Raw genomic sequence first — 7,793 nt, 5'->3', positions numbered from 1 at the left:
GCCCAAGAGCGGCCACGGCCTGAGTAAGCACGCCCTGCTACTGTTTGCCAAGGAGTTGGTCTCCCGCCACTGGCACAGCCTGTGCGGGGAGCCGCTGCACGAACCGAACGTGGTGCTGCAGTGCAATGCCCAGCTGCTGTTGCTGGCGGCGGCCCGCCAAGGACTGGGGATAGCCCTGCTCTCCACCTTTCTGGCAGATAGAGAAGCCGAGCTGGTACGCGTCCTGCCCACCCACAGCGATCCGGTCGACATCTGGCTGGTGCTCCACCCCGACCTGCAGAAGGCCAGCCGGGTACGCGCCGTGGTGGATGCGCTGGAAGAGGTGTTTCACTGCCGCTGACAGGCCACGCCATCCCTTTGCCGGTACAAACTAACTGAATGCTCAATTATTGAACTGACCAGCCCCCCATTCGGGGCACTTTCTTCGCAGCGAACCATGCTAGAGTCCGTCGCTGTTTTTTCCTTATTAAACGGGACGTTATATGAATAAGTTCGTTGTTTCATGCGGTATCATCCTGATGGCGAATTTGTTGGTTGGTTGTGCCAGCGAATCCTCTCGTGCTCTGGATGTCCCCAAAGTTGCCTCCTACCAGAGCCACTATCAAGGCCCTCGCAGCCCGATTGCCGTGGGGAAATTTGATAACCGCTCCAGCTACATGCGCGGCATTTTCTCCGATGGCGTGGATCGACTGGGCAGCCAGGCGAAAACCGTCTTGATTACCCACCTGCAGCAAACCGGCCGTTTCAGTGTGCTGGATCGTGACAACATGGATGAGATCAGGGCTGAAGCGGGAATCAAGAAACAGGCTCAAGCCCTCAAAGGGGCTGACTACGTGGTCACCGGTGACGTCACTGAATTTGGCCGCAAAGAGGTCGGTGACCACCAGCTGTTCGGCATCCTGGGTCGCGGCAAATCCCAGATTGCCTATGCCAAGGTCAACCTCAACATTGTCAATGTCACCACCTCCGAAGTCGTATTTTCTGCCCAAGGAGCCGGTGAATACGAATTGTCCAATCGTGAAATCATAGGTTTTGGCGGCACCGCAAGCTATGACTCAACCCTGAATGGCAAAGTGCTGGACTTGGCCATTCGCGAAGCAGTCAACAATCTGGTGAACGGTATTGAGACCGGCGCCTGGCATCCGGCTCAGTAGGAAGAATAAAAATGAAACAGTTCAAGCTATTCACCCTGTTGGCTGCGGCCCTGCTATTGACTGCGTGTGCTCAGGCGCCGCGTTCTCTCTATAACTGGGATCAGTACCAGCCGGTTGTCTATCAAAACATGCAGGGCACCGAAACCAGCGTAGAGGAACAGATCTCTGCGCTTGAGAAGAACCAGCAAGAAGCAAGTGCCAAAGGGCAGGCAGTTCCCCCCGGTTTCCATGCCCATTTAGGCATGCTATATGCCCAGCTGGGCAAAGATACAGAAACCCGCCAGCATTTTGAGACAGAAAAACGTCTGTTCCCGGAATCGGCTCCCTTTATGAACTTTCTGATGTCCAACAAAAAAGGGGCTACCCAATGAAGATGCCCGCCCTCTTCTCACTGATGTTCGCCACCCTTCTGCTGGCTGGTTGCGCACAGCGCCCGTCTTACGATTACACCGCGTTCAAAGAGAGCAAACCGACCTCTATTCTGGTATTGCCACCGTTGAACCACTCACCCGATGTCAAAGCCGGGGCAAGCCTGCAATCCCAAATCACACTCCCGCTGGCTGAATCTGGCTACTATGTGCTGCCCGTCGCCGTCACCAATGAGACTTTCCGTCAAAATGGTGTGACGGAAGCGGCTGACATTCATGCGCTGCCGATCAAGAAGCTGCACGAGATCTATGGTGCCGACACAGCCTTGTATCTGGACATCCAGAATTACGGCACCAGCTATCTGGTTGTGTCCAGTGAAACTGTGGTCACAGCCAGTGCACGCCTGGTCGATCTTCGAACAGGCAAGCTGTTGTGGGAAGGCAAAGCCAGTGCCAGCAGTGCAGAACAGCAGAGCCATTCTGGTGGTGGCCTGATCGGTATGCTGGTTGTTGCCGTCGTCAATCAAATTGCCAACACCATTACCGACAAGGGACATGAAATTGCAGGGGTCACCAGCTTCCGGCTGTTGAGTGCCGATATGCCCAATGGCATCCTATACGGCCCCTATGCCCCCAAGTATCAGAAATAACTAATGCGTAACATCCAGATACCAAGAGGGCTACAGCCCTCTTTTTTCTTTCCGCCGTCAGTGAGAGCGACTACTCGTTTCTGATGGGCACCGTCCTTCACAGCCCCCACACTCTTCCTCCTGTCCGCCTTCTGCCGATCCCCTGCTTTTGCTACCATCTCAGCCACGATGAATCGCCCCTGGCTCCCTAGACACCTCACAGCCTTAAAATGAAGTAACCATTGGAGGGGCTGGAAGCAGGCGACGAGCAAGTCAGCCCGTAAAAGAGCGAGGCGAGCACTTCGCCGCAGTGCTGCGGATCGTCGAGTAGCTGGCCGCACCACGGCTAATCAGGTCATTGTCCTCGGGAATAGGCGACCGCCCATTGCCGGTGGCCGACCCAGGTGTTGGCGATGACCGATGCCTGCCGATTCTCCCGGACTTGCTTTGACGTATACTCCAGCTAGTCTGGCAGCCTACCAACAATATCCCCCCACTTTCACTCCGGAGACTCCCCTCACTATGGCTTGGCATAAGGTTAGAAACGAATATTCCAAACTGACGCTGCTGGGAGTAACCCTGCTAATACTGACCGGATTGGGCTCAGTGTTCTATTACACCTATCATAGCCTCCGGCGCGACATGAATCTCATCACCGCCAAGCAGAAGAACGTGTTCGACGTTTTCTACCAGCGGGCCAAGATCCTTGAAGTGGAGAACATGGTCCGCTACGCCGATCTGCACCTAGGGCAGGATATCCCCGCCCCGGTGAACGGGCTAGACACCGACTACCTCTATGGCTTCGACCTGAAAACCCAACAGCGTTTTGCCGATATTCCGCTGCAATATCCGGCCGCCAACCTGCTCAATACCTTCCGTTATGCCCTCTCATACCCGGAGGTAAACAACATCTATACCCTCTGGAATGACTATCGCTTGATCGGCATGGTGGCCGACAACAATGTGCTGCCCGCCAAGTTGGCATCGATCGAGACGGATCTGATGGCGCAGCCCGCCTGGTATCACTACTTCGGTTGCGCCGATTTTGCACCCAACCGCACCTTCTGCAGCGCCGATGAAGCCTTTGTCTCCGATATCGAGATCGACAGCTTCAGCATGCGTAACACCATAGTGATGTACTTCCCCTTCATCCATCAGTCGGGGCTCGGCAGTTACAAATACGGCCTGCTCGGGATCAATATCTCCGTCGATGAGGCGTTTCGGGATGTGCTGCTACCCTTCACCAATATCAACCCGACCCGCGCAGCCGTTTCATTCAACGTTGCCGAACCCTGCCGTCCCTTCCATCTCTGCCTGAAAAAGTCACTGATGCGCACCAAGGCGGGGACGGATCTCTATCTGAAGTGGTCCTACTCCTGGCTCGACTTCATCAAACTGACACTGCACAGCGCCGCCTTCGAGATCTATCTTATCGCCCTGCTGTTGCTGATGGTCACCTGGAAACAGCTCTACCTGCGGCTGCGCACTCTGGCTCACACCGACCACCTGACCCGACTGCCACGACGAGACATCCTCAACCAGAGGCTGCTGCACGAGCACGACTACCTGATGATCCTCGATATCGACAATTTCAAGTCGATCAACGATCTGCATGGTCATAGCATCGGCGATGCCGCGCTCACCGCCTTTGCGCGTTACCTCAAGGGCAACATTCGCAAGCTCGATACCGCCATTCGCTGGGGAGGGGAGGAGTTTATCGTGCTGTTTCGGGGGATGGGGAATGACGACATGATGAGCCAATCGGCCAAACGCTTGCTAACAAGGCCCCTGCAGATCCCCGAACTGCCTGATCCCATCACCTTTTCTGCCGGGGTGATCCGCATCCGCGACTACCTCACTGTCACCGAAGCGGTCCATCTGGCCGACGAACTGCTCTATCACGTCAAGCAGCACGGCAAGCACAACATCGCCTGCTACGAGGGCACAACGATCCGGCTGATCCGCCCGTTGCCGGACGAAGCCGAGTCTGCATAGCCACCTTCTGCCGATCCCCCTGCATCTGTTACCATCGCGGCCACGATGACTGTTTCTGTCGTGGCCGCTGGCCGCGATAACCCCACACTGGTGCCCCTATGTCCATTGCCTCCTTTGCCGAACTGGCCCTCTCCCCCCGTCTGCAGCAGACCCTGAGCGAGCTCGGCTATGCCGCGCCTACCCCCATTCAGGCCCGCGCCATTCCCACTATTTTGGCGGGGCGTGATCTGATGGCGGGTGCCCAGACCGGCACCGGCAAGACCGCCGCCTTTGTGCTGCCGCTGCTGGAACAGTTGCTGCAACAACCGCAAGAGGGATCCCCCCGCCCGATCCGCGCGCTGATACTGGTGCCGACCCGCGAGCTGGCGGTGCAGGTCTTTGATAGCGTGGCGCGCTACGGTCAGGGCACCAGCCTCACCAGCACCCTGGTCTACGGCGGAGTGAGCATTGCCGCCCAGGTGGAGGCGCTTCAACAAGGTGTGGATATCCTGATCGCCACCCCGGGTCGGCTGCTCGATCATTTGCGGCAAGGAGCCTTGAGCCTTGGGAGCCTCAGCCATCTGGTGTTTGACGAGGCGGATCGCATGCTCGACATGGGCTTTATGGACGAGATCAAGGCACTGCTGAAACAGATCCCGGCGGATCGCCAGACCCTGCTGTTTTCGGCCACCTGCGATGACAACCTCTACGCCCTGAGCCGCGTATTGCTGCGCGACCCTGAGCTGATTGAAGTGGCGCCGCGCAACACCACGGCAGCCGAGGTGGAGCAGCGGGTCTATGCGGTGGATGGCGAGCGCAAGGTGGCGTTGGTGGAGCACCTGATCAAGGTGAAAGGGTGGGCGCCGGTGCTGATCTTCAGCCGCACCCGTCAGGGGGCTGACAAGCTGGCCCAGCAGCTCGGCAAGGCGGGCATCAATGCGCTCGCCTTCCACGGCGATCTGTCGCAAGGAGCGCGGGAAAAAGTGCTGTTGGCGTTTCGCGCCGGCACCCTGCAGGCGCTGGTGGCCACCGACGTGGCAGCCCGTGGCCTCGATATCTTGGATCTCAACTATGTGATTAACCTCGCATTCCCCTTTGTGGCCGAGGATTACGTCCATCGCATCGGTCGCACCGGCCGCGCCGGCAACAAAGGGCTCGCCATCACCTTGTTCAGCCCGGAAGATGCGCCGCTGCTGGAGAAGGTGGAAGCGGTGCTCGACACTCGCCTGCCCCAGCAGTGGTTCCCGGGCTTTGAGCCGGATCTGACCCGCTTTGAGCCCGAGCCGCGCCGCAACGGCAAGGCGGCCCAGAAGCAGCGCGCCAGAAAGCAGGCACTCTCTGGCAACCAGGGTGGCAAGGGCAAGCGTTAAGCCGCATCAATACCCCCGACAAAAAACGCCCGCACGGGCGTTTTTTGTTATTCGGTACAAGCCAACTCCCCCTTGGCGACCCACTGCGCCAGCCACACCTTGAAGGCGAAACCGAGAACAATGCTGACCAGCGAAGCCCACCTCCCGGTGATAAATGCCTGCTTCAGCCGAGCGAGGGATTTATATTGCATATCAATTGCTTATTACTACAAGTCCAGAGAGGAAATGATCTTATGGGAGGATCCGCATTGAGAACAGCCCTCTTTAGGTCAGCCATCAAGCGCCCTCACATCGCCATTTATCAGGGCCACCCCCACCCTCTATGTCACCAGCAACTCCTTTGGCATGATTGTTACATTAGGAATCTTTCAACTCCCCTTTTATAGTGTGGGTTCAAATGCAACTTCAATCGCTAACCTCGATACATCAAATAAGAGATCTCATGAAAAAAATCACGCCCCCCCGGTTAGCCGCACTCTGCATAGTGTTGCTGGCGGCCCTCTGTTGGTCACTCCCCACTCCGACCGGGCTCGCTCCGGCGGCCTATCACACGGCCATTCTGTTTATCGCCACCATTCTGGTCATCGTGACCAACATAGCGCCGACCGGCTATATCGCCATTATCTCTCTGACCCTCTATGCCGTACTGCGCGCCGGTGGCGAAGCGACCCCCAAAGCGGCCATTGACGGTGCACTGGTCGATTTCAACCATCCGTTGATCTGGCTGATCGTGATCGCCTTCATGATCGCCAGCGCCTTTGCCAAGACCGGGCTCGGCAAGCGTATCGCCTTGTTACTGCTCAGCCGCTTTGGCCAATCCACCCTGCGCTCCGCCTACTGTCTGGCGGTGGCCGACTTTATTCTGGCCCCTGCCACTCCGAGCAATACGGCGCGCGCGGCCATTGTCGCCCCCATTGCCAACTCGCTGGCCAAAACCATCAACAAGGATGACCGCAAGCTGGGCCAGTTCCTGCTCTCCAGCGTCAGCGCCATGAATGACGCCTCGGCGGTCGCCTTCAGCACAGGTTTTGCCGGTAATCTGGCATTGGTGGGCATTGCCGCCAGCGTCGCGGGCATGGCCATCGGGTTTCGGGACTGGGCGCTCTACCTGCTGCCACCGGCCATCGGCCTGTTGCTGGTCATCCCATTTGTGCTCTATCTGGTGATCCGGCCCGAAACCCGTGACACGCCGGATGCCCCGCGCTTCGCCCGGGAAGAGCTGGCCAAAATGGGCCCCCTCTCCCGCCACGAGAAGAGCCTGCTGGGTGTGTTTGTCGGGCTGGTCGTGCTCTGGGTCGGCGGCAGCACGTTGGGACTGGATGCCACGACCGTCGCCTTTCTCGGTCTGGCCGCCCTGCTGCTGCTCGGCGTACTGAATTGGGATGATGTCAAAGGCAACAGCGCCGCCTTCGATACCCTGATCTGGTTCAGCGTGCTGATGGGGATGGCCGACAACCTGAAACGGGTTGGTTTCACCGGTTGGCTGGGTGATGAACTCTCCCACTTTATGCACAACATGCTGGGCGGTTTTGGCACCATCCCCATGCTACTGGTGGTGATGGGTCTCTACCTGTTTACCTCCTATGCCTTTGCCTCGGCCACCGCCAAGGTCGTTGCGCTGGCACCCGTGATTGCCGGTGCCCTGCTGGCGGTCGGCGTGCCCAAGGAAATGGTGATCTTCAGCATCGCCGCCATCACCAACGTGGGCTGTAACCTGGCAACCTACTCCCACGCCCGCATCCCGCTGTTGCTGGGGATGGGTTACCACACCAGCGCGGAGTGGATGCGCATCGGTCTGGTGATCGCCCTGGTGGGCTTTGTCGTGGTGATGTCTATCGGTTTGACCTGGTGGCAATTCCTGATCTGACACCATGAGGGCCCATCACGGGCCCTCATCCATTGATACCTCTCAAGCTCTGGCATCCGCCTTGATGAGGTCATGGTAGTGATCGATAAACGCAGGGCCCTGTAGCGGCGAGTCGTGACCACAGATCACCCTCTTGATCGGCAGCGTCATCCCTTTAAGCCGCGCCAGCGACCGGAGATAGGCCTTCACATCGATAAAGCCCAGATTGCCCAGCGTCTCCTTGAAGTAACCTTTCATCCTCTTGCTCCCTCGACAGACCTAGCCCCTTGCCCCCCAGTGGCAAACCGGACCTTTTACGCAGTGAGCAGAAGATACGGGGGATTTGTGAGGTGAAAATGAGGTTGTGTGAAGTCTGGGTGAAGTCTGGGGAAAGTCCGGAAAAATCAGCAGCGACCTCCTATTCGCGAACGTCCGAATACGCTTCGCTATTC

The 7,793-nt window shown here is 57.8% G+C and carries 9 protein-coding genes; 7 read left to right on the top strand and 2 right to left on the bottom strand.

Going from position 1 to position 7,793, the window contains the following annotated elements; all coding sequences use genetic code 11:
• From AAC083_RS03415 to AAC083_RS03390, 6 genes are all read left to right on the top strand, one after another.
• Positions 1-340 (top strand): LysR substrate-binding domain-containing protein (locus AAC083_RS03415; protein ID WP_258224586.1); only part of this gene is annotated, 340 nt, incomplete at its 5' end.
• A gap of 142 nt (positions 341-482) precedes the next feature.
• Positions 483-1,154 carry a CsgG/HfaB family protein gene (locus AAC083_RS03410; RefSeq protein WP_108535798.1) on the top strand — a complete coding sequence of 224 codons (672 nt, stop codon included), beginning with the start codon at positions 483-485 and terminating at the stop codon, positions 1,152-1,154.
• Positions 1,155-1,165: 11 nt separating this feature from the next.
• Positions 1,166-1,525 (top strand): DUF4810 domain-containing protein, encoded by a 360-nt coding sequence (locus AAC083_RS03405; RefSeq protein ID WP_108535797.1) that lies wholly within the window; start codon positions 1,166-1,168, stop codon positions 1,523-1,525.
• A complete protein-coding gene (locus AAC083_RS03400) occupies positions 1,522-2,172 on the top strand; it encodes a DUF799 domain-containing protein (protein ID WP_108535796.1) in 651 nt (216 codons plus the stop codon). Before AAC083_RS03405 ends, AAC083_RS03400 begins: the two co-directional genes overlap by 4 nt.
• Positions 2,173-2,673: 501 nt before the next feature.
• Positions 2,674-4,146 (top strand): GGDEF domain-containing protein, encoded by a 1,473-nt coding sequence (locus AAC083_RS03395; RefSeq protein ID WP_108535795.1) that lies wholly within the window; start codon positions 2,674-2,676, stop codon positions 4,144-4,146.
• A 98-nt stretch (positions 4,147-4,244) separates the two neighbouring features.
• Positions 4,245-5,495 (top strand): DEAD/DEAH box helicase, encoded by a 1,251-nt coding sequence (locus AAC083_RS03390; RefSeq protein ID WP_108535794.1) that lies wholly within the window; start codon positions 4,245-4,247, stop codon positions 5,493-5,495.
• Between the two features lie 47 nt (positions 5,496-5,542).
• Here the strand turns inward: AAC083_RS03390 and AAC083_RS03385 are convergent, their stop codons facing one another.
• Positions 5,543-5,686 (bottom strand): hypothetical protein, encoded by a 144-nt coding sequence (locus AAC083_RS03385; RefSeq protein ID WP_181364627.1) that lies wholly within the window; start codon positions 5,684-5,686, stop codon positions 5,543-5,545.
• A 251-nt stretch (positions 5,687-5,937) separates the two neighbouring features.
• On the opposite strand from AAC083_RS03385, the gene AAC083_RS03380 reads away from it, so the two are divergent.
• Positions 5,938-7,362 (top strand): DASS family sodium-coupled anion symporter, encoded by a 1,425-nt coding sequence (locus AAC083_RS03380; protein ID WP_108535793.1) that lies wholly within the window; start codon positions 5,938-5,940, stop codon positions 7,360-7,362.
• Positions 7,363-7,404: 42 nt separating this feature from the next.
• Here the strand turns inward: AAC083_RS03380 and AAC083_RS03375 are convergent, their stop codons facing one another.
• Entirely contained in the window at positions 7,405-7,599 is a 195-nt protein-coding gene (locus tag AAC083_RS03375) for a hypothetical protein (RefSeq protein ID WP_108535792.1), read from the bottom strand.
• Positions 7,600-7,793 lie beyond the last annotated feature (194 nt).

Origin of the sequence: Aeromonas sp. HMWF014, from assembly GCF_963878295.1 — a bacterium.
GTDB classification, from domain to species: Bacteria; Pseudomonadota; Gammaproteobacteria; order Enterobacterales; family Aeromonadaceae; genus Aeromonas; species Aeromonas popoffii.
This window is presented reverse-complemented; position numbering and strand designations above follow the sequence as displayed.

Coding starts and splice junctions, on each gene's coding strand:
- AAC083_RS03410 (WP_108535798.1), top strand. CDS start 483: ATGAATAAGTTCGTTGTTTCATGCGGTATCATCCTGATGGCGAATTTG.
- AAC083_RS03405 (WP_108535797.1), top strand. CDS start 1,166: ATGAAACAGTTCAAGCTATTCACCCTGTTGGCTGCGGCCCTGCTATTG.
- AAC083_RS03400 (WP_108535796.1), top strand. CDS start 1,522: ATGAAGATGCCCGCCCTCTTCTCACTGATGTTCGCCACCCTTCTGCTG.
- AAC083_RS03395 (WP_108535795.1), top strand. CDS start 2,674: ATGGCTTGGCATAAGGTTAGAAACGAATATTCCAAACTGACGCTGCTG.
- AAC083_RS03390 (WP_108535794.1), top strand. CDS start 4,245: ATGTCCATTGCCTCCTTTGCCGAACTGGCCCTCTCCCCCCGTCTGCAG.
- AAC083_RS03385 (WP_181364627.1), bottom strand. CDS start 5,686: ATGCAATATAAATCCCTCGCTCGGCTGAAGCAGGCATTTATCACCGGG.
- AAC083_RS03380 (WP_108535793.1), top strand. CDS start 5,938: ATGAAAAAAATCACGCCCCCCCGGTTAGCCGCACTCTGCATAGTGTTG.
- AAC083_RS03375 (WP_108535792.1), bottom strand. CDS start 7,599: ATGAAAGGTTACTTCAAGGAGACGCTGGGCAATCTGGGCTTTATCGAT.